Origin of the sequence: Microbacterium sp. 22242 (genome assembly GCF_052045495.1) — a bacterium.
Taxonomy (GTDB): domain Bacteria; phylum Actinomycetota; class Actinomycetes; order Actinomycetales; family Microbacteriaceae; genus Microbacterium.
Genome location: NZ_JBQEOZ010000025.1, coordinates 1 through 12,232, shown reverse-complemented (window position 1 = coordinate 12,232; position 12,232 = coordinate 1). Strand labels below are relative to the sequence as shown.

The following is a 12,232-nucleotide window of genomic DNA, read 5'->3' as shown; positions in this document are numbered from 1 at the left end:
GTTTGAGGCAGCGGATGATGTCTTTCTTGGAGAGGCCTTGTTCGGTGCGGCGGCGCATGTAGGCCTGGGTTCTGGGGTCCCAGCGGAGTCGGCAGAGAACGATCCTGTAGAGGGCGGCGTTCGCTTGCCGGTCGCCGCCGCGGTTGAGGCGGTGCCGGTGTGTCTTGCCGGAGGATGCGGGGATCGGGGCGACGCCGCAGAGCATCGCGAACGCGGCTTCGGAGCGGAGCCGGTCGGTGTTCTCGCCCGCGGTGACCAGCAGCTGCCCGGCGACATCGGCACCGACCCCGTTGAGTTCGAGCAGGGCCGGGTTGATCGTGGTGACGAGAGGGTCGATGAGCGCGTCGAGTTCGTCGATCTCTTCGCTCAGCGCGGCGTGTCGACGGGCGAGGGCGCGCAGCGCGACCTTCGCGGCCTGTTCCGGGTCGCCGATGCGGGATGTGTCTGGTCGCAGTGCCGCGCAGATGCGTAACAGTTCCCGGTCCGTCAGGTGGCGCAGTCGTTCCCGCAGCTCGTCGGGTGCGGTGACCAGCAACGTCTTGATCCGCCTGATGCAGTCCGCGCGCTGGTCGATGGCGCTGCGCCTGGCGACGCGCAGATTCCTTAGCGCTTCGACCTTCCCGGTCCGGTCTTTCGGGACACCAGTGCGCGCCCGGGACAGTGCGGCCCGGGCGGCGGCTTCCGCGTCCAGCGGGTCGGACTTGCCCGCGAACCGGCGGGTCTTGCGGTCGGGGCGGTCGATCTCCAGCAGCTCGACGCCCGCGCCGCGCAGGTGCCGGGCCAGGCCCGCACCGTAGGCGCCGGTGCCTTCGATCGCGGCGATCAGCAGCATCCCGAACGTCACCGCCCACGACAGCAGCGCCGCGTAGCCGGCCTTGTCGGCGGGGAACTGGGCGCAACCCAGCAGCCGGCCCGTCGCATCGATCACCGCGGCCGTGTGCGTATCGCCGTGCGTGTCGACCCCGATAGCGACCTCGACCTGGCCGACCTCGGTTTCTTGTGCGATGGTGGTCATCGCCGTTCCTCTCACTCCAAGGGACAGAACGGCACGCACCGCCGAGAGCGAGCGGACAAGACAGTGATGGGTGCCTGCTGGCACAGGCTCCTATGAGGTCACGAACCCTCGCACGGTGAGTGCAAAGGCAGCCCCGCAGCGAATCGACCGACAGATCCCGTTCAAGACCCGAAGTCAGTCAGTCCAAGAGTCAGGACGACCGCTGCGGGGCTCCCACCACCATCATCACTGTCAGTCTTCGATCGGCCGTACCACGACCTTGCCGGTCGCGGTGCGCAGGACCTCCCAGCCGGTGTCGAGCTCGGCGATCGGACGGCCCTCCAGCCAGGTGAGCGTCCACGTGCCGCGAGGCAGATTCAGCGCACCGGTCTGCAGGCTCAGCGTGCCGTTGTCGACGCTCCGCGCCTCCGCCTCGGCGATGGCAGGACGCAGCGCGGCGGGGACCGATGCCGGCGGCTCGGATCCGGCGGCCCAGCGCGTGCCCAGCTGCATCATGCCCCCTCGGTGTGCGCTGTCGAATCCGCGGAGTCCAGCTCGATCGCCGTGACGCGCAGCTCCTCGGCCTCGACGAACCTGAGTTCGGCGATCCGTCCCACCGCCCGCAGGTCGTCGGCCGCCGCCTGGAGCGCGGCGATCTCGGCAGCCGGCGCCGCGATCGTCGCCGACGACACGGGCGTCTTCTGCGAGGCCTTCGCCTCGGTCTTCGCACGGCGGATCCCGATCAGAGCCTTGCTCGCGGTCGCGAGGATCGCCGGGTCGCCCTCGCCGCCGCGCGGCTCCGGCCACGGCGCGGTGTGCACCGATCCCTCCTCGAACCAGCTCCACGCCTCCTCGGTCGCGAACGACACGATCGGCGCCAGCAGGCGCAGCAGCGACGACAGCGCGAGACGGAGCGCGAGCGCCGCGGACGACTGGCCCACGTTCGTGCGGTCGTAGGCGCGCTCCTTGACGAGCTCGAGGTAGTCGTCGCAGAACGTCCAGAAGAACGCCTCGGTGACCTCGAGCGCGCGCGCCTGGTCGTAGTTCTCGAACGCCGCGGTGGCGTCGCGGATGACCCCGTCGAGCGTGGCGAGCATCGACGCGTCGATCGCGTGCGTGATCTCGGCGCCCTCGGACACCGGGAAGGACAGCACGAACTTCGCCGCGTTCAGGATCTTGATCGCCAGGCGACGGCCGATCTTGACCTGCGTCGGGTTCTGCGGGTCGAACGCGGCGTCGGCGCCGAGGCGGCTGGACGCCGACCAGTACCGCACCGCGTCGGATCCGTGCGCGTCCAGGATGTCGGCGGGCGTGACCACGTTGCCCTTCGACTTGGACATCTTCTTGCGGTCAGGGTCGACGATGAAGCCGCTGATCGCGGCGTTGCGCCACGGCGCCCGCCCGTCCTCGAGGGTCGAGCGCAGCATCGTCGAGAACAGCCAGGTGCGGATGATGTCCTGGCCCTGCGGACGCAGATCCATCGGCGACACCAGATCCCACAGCTCGGCGTCGCGCTCCCAGCCTCCGGCGAGCTGCGGGGTGAGCGAGGACGTCGCCCAGGTGTCCAGGATGTCGGCTTCGGCGTCGAAGCCGCCCGGCACGCCTCGCTGCTCGGCGGTGTAGCCGGCGGGCACGTCGCTCGTCGGGTCGATCGGCAGGGTCGCTGCATCCGGGATGAGCACGCGGTCGTAGTCGCGTTCCCCGTTCTCGTCGAGCGCGTACCAGAGCGGGATCGGCACGCCGAAGAAGCGCTGGCGGGACACCAGCCAGTCGCCGGTGAGGCCGCCGACCCAGTTCTCGTAGCGCACGCGCATGAAGTCGGGGTGCCAGTCCAGCTCCGTGCCGTGCGCGATCAGCTGGTCGCGGAGCGCCGCGTCGCGGGCGCCGTTGCGGATGTACCACTGCCGCGTGGAGACGATCTCGAGCGGACGGTCGCCCTTCTCGAAGAACTTCACCGCGTGGTTGAACGGCTTGCCGACCGCGGTCAGATCGCCGGTGGACTGCAGCTTCTCCACGAGCGCCTTGCGTGCGGAGAACACGGTCTTGCCGGCCATGTTCTCGACGTACCAGGCCATGGCCTCGGCGTTCTCCACGGATGCCGGGGCGTCCGGCAGGAAGCGGCCGTCCAGTCCGATCGTGGTCATGTTCGGCAGCGACTCGCCCGCGGCGGTGCGCAGCTCTCGCCACCACACGATGTCGGTCACGTCGCCGAACGTGCAGACCATGGCCGCGCCCGTGCCCTTGTCGGCCAGGGCGAGGTGGTGACCGTGGACCTCGATCTCGGCGCCGAAGAACGGCGTGCGGACCTTCGTCCCGATCAGATGCTTGTGCGGGCCCTCGGGGTGGGTCACGATCGCGATGCACGCCGGCAGGAGCTCGGGACGCGTGGTGTCCACTGTGATGGATCCGGATCCGTCCGCGAACGGGAAGTCGATCGTGTGATAGCTGGCCTGCTGGTCGCGATCCTCGAGCTCCGCCTGCGCGATCGCGGAGCGGAAGTCCACGTCCCACAGGGTCGGCGCGAGCGACTGGTAGGCCTCGCCGCGCTCGAGGTTGCGCAGGAACGCGAGCTGGCTCTGCCGGATCGACTCGTTCGAGATGGTGCGGTAGGTCTGGGTCCAGTCCACGCTCAGGCCGAGTTGGCGGAACAGCGCCTCGAAGTGCTTCTCGTCCTCCTCGGTAAGCCGTTCGCACAGCTCGATGAAGTTGCGACGGCTGATCGGCTGCTGGTCCGCAGCGCGGGAGGACTTGTTGTCGCCGCCCTCGAAGGGCGGCGTGAAGTCGGGGTCGTAGGGCAGCGAAGGATCGCAGCGCACGCCGTAGTAGTTCTGCACGCGGCGCTCGGTGGGCAGGCCGTTGTCGTCCCAGCCCATCGGATAGAACACGTTCTTGCCGCGCATGCGCTCGAAGCGCGCCTTCACGTCGGTGTGCGTATAGCTGAACACGTGGCCGATGTGCAGGCTGCCGCTCGCGGTGGGCGGAGGCGTGTCGATCGAGTAGACGCCGCCGCGGCCGGTCTGCGCGGCGCGGATCCGGTCGAACAGGAACGTGCCGTCCGCCGACCAGCGCTCACCCCACTTCGCTTCGAGGCCTTCCAGCGCGGGCTTGTCGGGAATCGCGTTCAACGACATGGATCTCCTCGTGCGATGTGTGCGGCACCGTGTGAGCGTGCCTGAATGTGGGGGTTCGGAACAGTCTACCGGCCAGGCCGGGGTGCGCGCCGTCCATAGATCCACCCCGTCCACAAACCGATAGCCTGGTTCTCTCCCGCACACAGCACACCGAGGACGACCATGCCTTCTCCGCTCCGGCGCCGACTTCTTCCGCTCGCCGCGCTCGCCGTGGCCGCGCTCGCCCTGAGCGCGTGCTCCGTGTCCTCCGGCAGCTCCGGCTCGGCATCGGGCGACGGGAAGGGCGAGCTGGTCTGGGGTGTCGACGGCAGCCTGCTCTCCTCCGGGAAGATGGACCCGCAGACCAGCCAGCTGGACGTGACCGCGATGGTGCAGCGCGCCGTGCTGGATTCCCTGGTGTTCCAGAAGGCGGACGGATCGTTCGTCCCCTGGCTCGCGAAGAGCTGGGACGTCGCGAAGGACGGCACGGCGTACACGTTCCACCTGCGTGACGACGTCGCCTTCAGCGACGGGGAGAAGTTCGACGCCGCCGCGGTGAAGGCGAACTTCGACCGGATCGCGGACCCCGCGACGAAGTCGGCGCAGGCGGCGAGCATGCTGGGCGGCGAGCTGTACAAGGGCACCGAGGTGATCGATCCGACCACCGTGAAGGTCACGTTCTCCCAGCCGTATGCGCCGTTCCTGCAGGCGGCGAGCACCGCCCAGCTCGGCTTCTACGCGCCCAAGGTCCTCACGGAGCACGGCGCCGATCTCGCCGCGGGAGGCAAGGGCGTCACGGTCGGCACCGGCCCGTTCGTGCTGAGCTCGTACACGCCGAACGAGGAGATCGTCTACACCCGCAACGCCAAGTACGCCTGGGCTCCGGAGGGGCAGAAGGCCCCCGCGTTCCAGACCCTGCGGGTGCGGATCCTGCCCGAGGCGTCGGTGCGCAGCGGATCCGTCGCATCCGGGGAGATCGACCTCGCCTCGCAGCTGCCGCCCAACCTCGTCGCGCAGGTCAAGGGCTCCGCGACCGTGAAATCCGTGCAGGTGCCCGGGCTGCCTTACTCGCTGTTCCTGAACGAGAAGAACGGGGTCTTCGCCGACCAGAAGGTGCGCGAGGCGTTCACCCGCGCGATCGATGTGGACACCGCCGTGGACAAGATCTTCTTCGGCCAGTTCCCGCGGGCGTGGAGCATCCTCGGCCCCACCACGCCGGGCTACGACAAGAGCCTCGAGAAGAGCTGGCCGTTCGACAAGGCGCTCGCGAACAAGCTCCTCGACGAGGCCGGCTGGACCCAGCGCGGTGCGGACGGCATCCGCATGAAGGACGGCAAGCGGCTGAGCGCGGACTGGATCGCGTGGACCCCGGTCTCCGACGACCACGCGGCGCTCGCGAACGCGATCCAGTCCGACCTCAAGTCCGTCGGTTTCGAGATCACCCGGGAGACGCTCGAGCCCGGCGCGTACAACGCCAAGTACGGTCCCAAGACGTTCGACATCACCGACTGGGACTTCTCCGGCGTCGATCCCGACCTGCTGCGCAGCCACCTCGCCACGGACGGCTTCCAGAACGCGTCCTCGGTCAGCGACCCGTCGGTCGACGCGCTGCTGAAGCAGGGCATCGCGACCACCGACCCAGCCCGGCGCGACGAGGTGTACGCCGAGATCCAGCAGTGGAACGCGAAGAACGACGCGATCGTGCCGCTGTACGTCACCTCGGCGATCACCGCCGTGGGCGACAAGGTCTCGCATCTCGGCTTCGACATCTACGGGCGCCCGCTGTTCTTCGGCACCGGCGTGAAGTGAGCGCCGTGCGGTGAGCGGGCTTCGCGGTATCGTCCGCTGGTGAGCGTTCGTCCTCGGCCCCGTGCTTCCGCGTCGCGGAGGATCGGGCGGGCCCTGCGGCGGCCCGGCCCGGCGCTGCGCCGGATCGGCGGGATCGCGCTGTCTGTCGTGCTCGTACTGTGGGGCGCGGCCACGCTGTCCTTCCTCGCGTTCCGAGTGCTGCCCGGCGACCCGGTGAGTGTGATGCTCGGACCGCAGGCCCAGGTGAGCGAGGGCGTGAAGGCGCAGATCCGCGCGGACCTGGGGCTGGACCGTCCGCTCTGGCTGCAGTACCTATCGATGCTGGGGGATCTGCTGCGCGGGGACCTCGGCACGTCGTATCAGCTGCGGATGCCGGTGAGCGAGGTGATCGGGCGTCAGCTCGGCGCGACGCTGCAGCTCACGGCGGCGGCGCTGGTCATCGCCGTGCTGCTCGCCCTCGCCGGCGTGCTGCTCGCCCGGCGGCCTCTCGCCCGCGGCCTGATCGCGACCGGCGAGCTGGTCGTGCTGTCGTCGCCGGTGTTCTGGATCGGTCTGCTGCTGCTCACGGTGTTCGCGTTCGGGTTGGGCTGGTTCCCGGTGTCGGGGACCAGGAGCGGGGCGAGCCTCGTGCTGCCGGCGGTGACGCTCGCGCTGCCCGTGGCGGCGCTGCTCGGGCAGGTCCTGCGCGACGGCGTCGAGGCGGCCGAGCGGCAGCCGTGGGCTCTGGCGGTGCGCGCCCGGGGCGCCGACCACGCCCGGCTGACACTGCGGCACACGCTGCGGCACGGGTCGATCGGCGCGCTCACCTTGAGCGCCTATCTGGTCGGATCGCTGCTCGGCGGCGCCGTGCTCGTGGAGACCGTGTTCGCCCGCCCCGGGCTCGGCCGCGTCACGCTCGCCGCGATCACCGGCCGCGACCTGCCGGTCGTCACCGGCATCATCCTGTTCAGCGCCCTGGTGTTCGTGATCGTGAACTCGGCGGTCGAGCTCACGGCGCCGCTGCTCGATCCGCGGCTGCGGGCGCCGGGGCGGGCCAGGGCAGCCGCTCCGGCACGACCGGAGGCCGCCCGTGCGCCTGCCGAGGAGGTGGCTGTCCATCCAGGGGCGGCCGCTGGGCCTGCTGTCCACCCGGGGGCGGCCGCAGCGCCTGCGGAGGACGGCCGATGAGCGTGCTGCGCCGGATCCTGCTCGCGCTCGCGCTGCTCGTGCTGACCGTCGTGGTTCTTGCCGCGGTGCTGCCCGGGCTGCTCGCCCCCGCGGACCCGCTGCAGACGCACCTGCGCGACGCTCTGCTGCCGCCCGGGCCGGGGCATCCGTTCGGAACCGACCAGAGCGGGCGCGACGTGTACGTCCGCGTGGTGCACGGCGCCGGCCGCTCGCTCGGCATCGGCGCACTGGCGACGGGTCTCGCGCTCGTGGTGGGCCTGATCGTCGGCTCGCTCGCGGGCGTCTCGCCGAGGCCGGTGGACGCGGCGGTCATGCGCACGAACGACGTGCTGATGGCGTTCCCCGAGTTCCTGCTCGCGCTCGTCGTGGTGGCGATCCTCGGGCCGGGTGGGGCGAACGTCGCGATCGGCGTGACGCTCGCCGCGATCCCGGTGTACGTGCGGCTCGCCCGCGCGCAGACGCAGGTGCTGCGCCGCGCCGAGCATGTGGAGGCGGCGCGGATCCTCGGGGTCGGCCCGTTCACCGCCTTCCGCCGTCACGTCGCGCCGGGGGTGCTCGGATCCCTCAGCGTGCTCGCGACGATCGGCCTCGGATCCAGCATCCTCGCCGCCGCGGGGCTCAGCTTCCTGGGGCTGGGGTCCACCGAGCCGTCGCCGGAGTGGGGACTGATGCTGGCGGGCGGCCGCAACGTGCTCGGCCAGGCCTGGTGGATCGCCGTGTTCCCAGGGGTCGCGATCACGCTGACCGTGCTCGCCGCGAGTTTCCTCGGCCGCACGCTGCGCGCCCGCGCCGAGGGGAGACGAGCATGAGTGCAGTGGCACCGGACAACGGTGCGCGGCCCGCGCTCCGGGTAGAGGGGCTGCGCATCGGCATCGATCGGCGCATGCTCGTCGACGACGTCTCGTTCGCGGTCGCGCCGGGGGAGTGCGTGGCGCTCGTGGGCGAGTCCGGGGCGGGGAAGTCGCTCACGGTGCGTGCGCTGCTGGGGCTGCTGCCGGAGCACGCCGCGGTCTCGGCGGAGACGCTCGAGGTCGACGGCGTCGACGTGCGCAGGCTCCCCGAGCGTGAGTGGCGCGCCCTGCGCGGAGCGCGGATCGCCCTCGTCTCGCAGGACGCCCTCGTGTCTCTGGATCCGCTGCGCCGCATCGGCGCCGAAGTCGCCGAACCGCTGGAGATCCACGGATCCCTCAGGCGTGCCGAGCGCGGCGTCCGGGTGCGCGAGCTGCTGACCGACGTCGCGATGCCGGATCCGGAGCGGCGCGCCCGGCAGCGCCCGCATGAGCTGTCCGGAGGGCTCAGGCAGCGGGCGCTCATCGCCAGCGCGCTCGCCGCCGAGCCCGTGGTGCTGGTCGCGGACGAGCCGACCACCGCGCTCGACGCGACCGTGCAGGCGCGGGTGCTGTCCCTGCTGCGTCGGATCGCCGACGAGGGCACCGCGGTCGTGTTCGTCAGCCACGACATGGCGGCGGTGCGCCGGGTGGCGGATCGTGTCGTGGTGCTGCGTGACGGCCGCGTGGTCGAGCAGGGGCTCACAGAAGGGCTGCTCGCCGCACCGCAGGACGCGTACACGCGCGAGCTGGTGCTCGCCGCCGCGCCCGCGCCGCGCACCCCGCCCGCAGGCCAGGCGCCGGTGCTCGCCACCGTGACGGGCGTCGGCAAGAGCTTCGACCGCCCAGTGCTGCGCGGTGTGTCGTTCGACCTGCGTCGCGGGCGCACGCTCGGTGTCGTGGGGGAGTCGGGATCGGGCAAGACCACGCTCGCGCGGATCCTCCTCGGCGCCGAACGCGCCGACAGCGGCACGGTGTCCTGGGGCGGTGGGGCGCGCCCGCGGATCCAGCTCGTGCATCAGAACCCGCTGGGAGCGCTCGATCCGCGGTGGACGATCGGGCGCTCGCTGCGGGAGGCGCTCGCTGCGGGTGGCGTTCCCCGCGCGGAGCGCGCAGCCCGCACGGCCGATCTGCTGCGCGAGGTCGGCCTGGACCTGTCGCTCGCGGAGCGTCGCCCCGCCGCGCTGTCGGGCGGCCAGCGGCAGCGTGCCGCGATCGCCCGCGCGCTCGCCGCGGAACCCGAGGTGCTCGTGCTCGACGAGCCGGTGTCGGCATTGGACGCGACCGTGCGGACCCGCATCCTTGCGCTGCTGGACCGCCTGCAGCGCGATCGCGGGCTGACCATGCTGCTCGTCTCGCACGACCTCGGCGTGATCGCCTCCGTGGCCGACGATCTGCTGGTCATGCAGGACGGCGCGGTCGTGGAACAGGGGCCGGCCGCGGCGGTGCTGCGGGATCCGCAGCATCCGTTCACACGGGAGCTGCTGGCCGCGTCGGCGCCCTCGCCGTAGCGCGGACGCCGCGAGGGCAGGCGAACGGCCTAGCCCGGCTTGCATGCCCTCCGCTGATCGGACGCAACATCGAGTTCGCTGCGGCTCCGGGGGCAGAATGCTTCGCCGAGGAGTGCAACCATCACGCCGGTCCCTGCGATAGTCCGTCGCGCGACATCAGCGGCGTTGTGAGATGCCGGATCGCGACACGTCGGAGCCGGACGTGAGGGATGCGAGAACCCGGAGTCTCTCCTCGCTCTCACTCCCCTTATCGGGGTAGTAGACGACGAGGACGACGTTCTCGACGGGCAGCTTGTCACGGTGAAGCCGGAGTTCGCCGACGAGAGGGTGATTCACGAGTGCTGTGCCGCCTTCGAGGTTGCGGACATCGTGCCGGGCCCACAGAGCACGGAACCGCTCACTGGAGAGAGCGAGTTCCCCGACGAGCTCGACGAATCGCGGATCGTCGACGTCATCGCCGATTGACGTGCGGAACGCGGCGATCATCCCCTTGACCGACTCTTCCCAGTTCTGATGGAATGCCTGTTCTTCCGGGTCCAGGAGCAGTGATCTGAGCCGGTTCTCTCCGGGGCGCAGGCGAGGGGAGAATGCGACAGCGCGGTCGTTGGAGGCGAGGACGTCGAACGCACGCCCCTCGACGAACGCCGGGATGTCGAGGCTGGCGAGCAACTGGTGCAGGCGCTCGGGGATCCGTTCCGGCTTGCCCTTCCTGGCGCGCGGCGGCCTGGCCGAGCCGAGACCGAGCAGATAGTCGCGCTCGATGTCATCGAGCAGGAGGACGCGCGCGAGAGCGTCGAGCACCTGAACAGAGGGGTTGGCATCGCGGCCGCGTTCCAGGCGCAAGTAGTAGTCGGCGCTGATGCCGGCGAGCATTGCGACTTCCTCACGGCGCAGGCCCGGAACCCGGCGGTTCTCTCCCGCGGGAAGGCCGATCCGAGCAGGCGTGACCAGTTCTCGGCGCGCACGCAGATACGCCCCGAGACGGTTCTGATTCTCGCCGGCAGCCACATTCTTACGCTACTGCTCGGCGCGCGCGGCAGAGGGGCCCTGCTGGGCCCCGGGAAGACGGGGGCACTTCCGAGCTCTCCGGCCTCGGCCGATCCTCGAATCAGCACTGGTCCCACGAATTCGAGAAATAAGGAAGAACGTAGAATGCGACAGGGCGGACACACCATCTTCATCCCCGGCGGCACCTCGGGAATCGGCCGCGAACTGGCACGCCGATTCGTTGCATCCGGGAGCACCGTGATCGTCGGCGGCCGGAACCGGGATGCGCTCGCCGACCTCGCCGCCGAGGGCTTTGGCGCGGTCGAGATCGACGTCACCGACAGAGCCTCGGTTGCGGCCGCACGAGACGCCGTGCTCGCCGAGCATTCCGCCGTCGACACCCTGATCACGATGTCGGGAGTGATGCTGCTGGAAGATCTGCGCGATCCCGAGCACTATACGGCGGCCAAGGCGACAGTCGAGACGAATCTGCTGGGCACGATCCGGGTCATCGACGCCTTCACTCCGCATCTGATCGAACTGGGCGCCGGAACGATCGTCACCGTGACGTCGGGGATCGCCTATCTGCCGTTCCCGCCGATGGCGACCTACGCGGCGTCCAAAGCCGGAGTGCACGCGTACACCGAAGCGCTGCGGGTGCAGCTCGATGGCACTGGCGTCGAGGTCATCGAGCTCGTGCCGCCGGCTGTCAACACGGGCGGCCAGGAGAAGGTCAACCCGCATGCCCTCCCGCTGGACGCATTCGCCACTGAGGTGATGGGCCTTCTCGCGCAGATGCCCACTCCGAAGCAGATCCTCGTCGAGGGCGTGCAAATGCATCGCTGGGCCGAGAAGAACGGCAGCTACGACGAACTCGTCGCCCAGCGCGCACAGATGCTCGCCGCCGCGCGCAACCAGTAGACCACTGACATGTTCTTCAGCCGCGACTCCCTGAGGTTGGGCGGCGCGCTTCACTGCACGGCGCCGCCCAACGGCGGGCCCGCACATTCGTCTCAACCCTCGTCGCCGGCTAGTGTCCAAGCACCTGTGCGCAACCGAACCGGCCGCGAGGACGCGCTCGGCCGGAGCGACTTGGCAGCGTTTGACTCGGCTGGTCTATCGATCGGAAGTCATCGCGCCTCGATTCTCCTCCGCTGACGTCCGTCGGCTTTCGGTCTTCGAACCCCTCCGAGCCGTTGACGAACCGGTCCAGAGTCGTGATACGACCGTGATCTTTTTGGGTGTTGATCTGGTGGTTTTCGGGTCTGGAATGTCGGTGGTCAGGGGTTGACTGGGGGTATGAGCAGCTCGAGAGGCGCGGTGGTGGATCCCGGGGTGGACCCGGTGGATCCGGTGATGGTGTTGCGGGTGCTGGGGGAGAGTCTGGTGGTGACGGAGGCGGCGGTCGTGCAGTTGCTGGCGTTGCGGGAGGCGCATCTCGGGGTCGCGCAGCGTCTCGCGGAGGACCTCGCCGCGCGTTCTTCCGGGTCGGGGGTGGTGCGGGGTGAGGCGGTGGATCTTGCGGCGCGGTCTGTGGCGGCGGAGTTGGCGGGGGTGCTGCGCATGTCGGATCGGGTGGTGCAGGGCCGGATGGCCCGCGCCGGGGATCTGGTGGCCCGGTTCCCGCAGACGGTGCGGGCGTTCAGTGAGGCGCGGATCAATGCTGCGCATGTGCGGGTGATCCAGGACGCCGGCGCCCGGTTGGACGACGATGCGGTGCGGGCGGGGTTCGAGCGGCTCGCGGTGGCGGCGTGTGTGGGGGAGACTCCGCATCGGGCGCGGCGGGTGGTGGAGCGGGTGGCGGAAAGGCTCTGCCCGCGGGGTCTC

9 protein-coding genes and 1 pseudogene are annotated in these 12,232 nt (G+C 70.3%); 6 read left to right on the top strand and 4 right to left on the bottom strand.

Going from position 1 to position 12,232, the window contains the following annotated elements; all coding sequences use genetic code 11:
* The 3 genes from ACTJJZ_RS17350 to valS all read right to left on the bottom strand — a co-directional run.
* Window positions 1–1,015: IS110 family transposase (locus ACTJJZ_RS17350; protein WP_440719754.1), on the bottom strand; the 1,015-nt coding region annotated here is incomplete at its 3' end.
* 231 nt (window positions 1,016–1,246) lie between these two features.
* Window positions 1,247–1,510, bottom strand: a complete 264-nt coding sequence (locus ACTJJZ_RS17345) for a hypothetical protein (protein WP_440722435.1) — start codon at window positions 1,508–1,510, stop codon at window positions 1,247–1,249.
* The gene (gene valS, locus ACTJJZ_RS17340) at window positions 1,507–4,125 is read right to left on the bottom strand and encodes a valine--tRNA ligase (protein ID WP_440722434.1); all 2,619 of its coding nucleotides are present in this window, start codon (window positions 4,123–4,125) and stop codon (window positions 1,507–1,509) included. Before valS ends, ACTJJZ_RS17345 begins: the two co-directional genes overlap by 4 nt.
* Before the next feature lie 162 nt (window positions 4,126–4,287).
* Between valS and ACTJJZ_RS17335 the strand changes: the two genes are divergently transcribed.
* From ACTJJZ_RS17335 to ACTJJZ_RS17320, 4 genes are read left to right on the top strand one after another with little or no spacing between them, the layout of a single operon-like run.
* Entirely contained in the window at window positions 4,288–5,913 is a 1,626-nt protein-coding gene (locus ACTJJZ_RS17335) for an ABC transporter substrate-binding protein (protein ID WP_440722433.1), read from the top strand.
* Between the two features lie 39 nt (window positions 5,914–5,952).
* On the top strand, window positions 5,953–7,080 hold the full coding sequence (locus ACTJJZ_RS17330; protein WP_440722432.1) for an ABC transporter permease: 1,128 nt from the start codon (window positions 5,953–5,955) through the stop codon (window positions 7,078–7,080).
* On the top strand, window positions 7,077–7,889 hold the full coding sequence (locus ACTJJZ_RS17325) for an ABC transporter permease (protein ID WP_440722431.1): 813 nt from the start codon (window positions 7,077–7,079) through the stop codon (window positions 7,887–7,889). Before ACTJJZ_RS17330 ends, ACTJJZ_RS17325 begins: the two co-directional genes overlap by 4 nt.
* Complete coding sequence (locus ACTJJZ_RS17320) at window positions 7,886–9,418, top strand: ATP-binding cassette domain-containing protein (protein ID WP_440722430.1); 1,533 nt, start codon at window positions 7,886–7,888, stop codon at window positions 9,416–9,418. The genes ACTJJZ_RS17325 and ACTJJZ_RS17320 overlap by 4 nt, the downstream gene beginning before the upstream one ends.
* A 156-nt stretch (window positions 9,419–9,574) precedes the next feature.
* Here ACTJJZ_RS17320 and ACTJJZ_RS17315 read toward each other — a convergent pair whose 3' ends face one another.
* Complete coding sequence (locus tag ACTJJZ_RS17315) at window positions 9,575–10,426, bottom strand: helix-turn-helix transcriptional regulator (RefSeq protein ID WP_440722429.1); 852 nt, start codon at window positions 10,424–10,426, stop codon at window positions 9,575–9,577.
* Window positions 10,427–10,570: 144 nt separating this feature from the next.
* On the opposite strand from ACTJJZ_RS17315, the gene ACTJJZ_RS17310 reads away from it, so the two are divergent.
* Together ACTJJZ_RS17310 and ACTJJZ_RS17305 are read left to right on the top strand one after the other, a co-directional pair.
* On the top strand, window positions 10,571–11,326 hold the full coding sequence (locus ACTJJZ_RS17310; protein ID WP_440722428.1) for an SDR family oxidoreductase: 756 nt from the start codon (window positions 10,571–10,573) through the stop codon (window positions 11,324–11,326).
* Window positions 11,327–11,704: 378 nt separating this feature from the next.
* Window positions 11,705–12,232, top strand: a pseudogene (locus ACTJJZ_RS17305) (HNH endonuclease signature motif containing protein); the annotation flags it as partial.

Coding starts and splice junctions, on each gene's coding strand:
- ACTJJZ_RS17345 (WP_440722435.1), bottom strand. CDS start 1,510: ATGATGCAGCTGGGCACGCGCTGGGCCGCCGGATCCGAGCCGCCGGCA.
- valS (WP_440722434.1), bottom strand. CDS start 4,125: ATGTCGTTGAACGCGATTCCCGACAAGCCCGCGCTGGAAGGCCTCGAA.
- ACTJJZ_RS17335 (WP_440722433.1), top strand. CDS start 4,288: ATGCCTTCTCCGCTCCGGCGCCGACTTCTTCCGCTCGCCGCGCTCGCC.
- ACTJJZ_RS17325 (WP_440722431.1), top strand. CDS start 7,077: ATGAGCGTGCTGCGCCGGATCCTGCTCGCGCTCGCGCTGCTCGTGCTG.
- ACTJJZ_RS17320 (WP_440722430.1), top strand. CDS start 7,886: ATGAGTGCAGTGGCACCGGACAACGGTGCGCGGCCCGCGCTCCGGGTA.
- ACTJJZ_RS17310 (WP_440722428.1), top strand. CDS start 10,571: ATGCGACAGGGCGGACACACCATCTTCATCCCCGGCGGCACCTCGGGA.